We start from the raw sequence: 245 nt of genomic DNA, 5'->3' as shown, positions 1-245 counted from the left end.
CCACGCCGACGCTCAGATCGAGTTGCGGCGCCGAAAGACTGAAGATCACGCCGCTGTTCATGCCGTGCGCACGCAACGATGCGGCGAGCGCCAGTGCGCGACGATCGCTCGTGCGTTGCGCTTCTTCGTCGATGCGATCGAGTTGCCACGCGACGGGAAAGCCGCTTTGCTGCACTTCGGCAAAGCGAGGATCGGACGCGTACCACATGCCGTCGAAATAAGCCTGCATGAAAGAAACGGGCGCG

General features: G+C 62.4%; 1 protein-coding gene. It reads right to left on the bottom strand.

The window, feature by feature from the left end; translation table 11 throughout:
* Window positions 1-245: autoinducer binding domain-containing protein (locus tag SB772_RS44490; RefSeq protein WP_410839088.1), on the bottom strand; the 245-nt coding region annotated here is incomplete at both ends.

It is taken from the genome of Paraburkholderia sp. SIMBA_030 (assembly GCF_046535245.1).
Taxonomy (GTDB): Bacteria; Pseudomonadota; Gammaproteobacteria; order Burkholderiales; family Burkholderiaceae; genus Paraburkholderia.
Note: the sequence above shows the minus strand (reverse complement) of the source record. Positions and strands in the feature narration are given on the sequence as shown.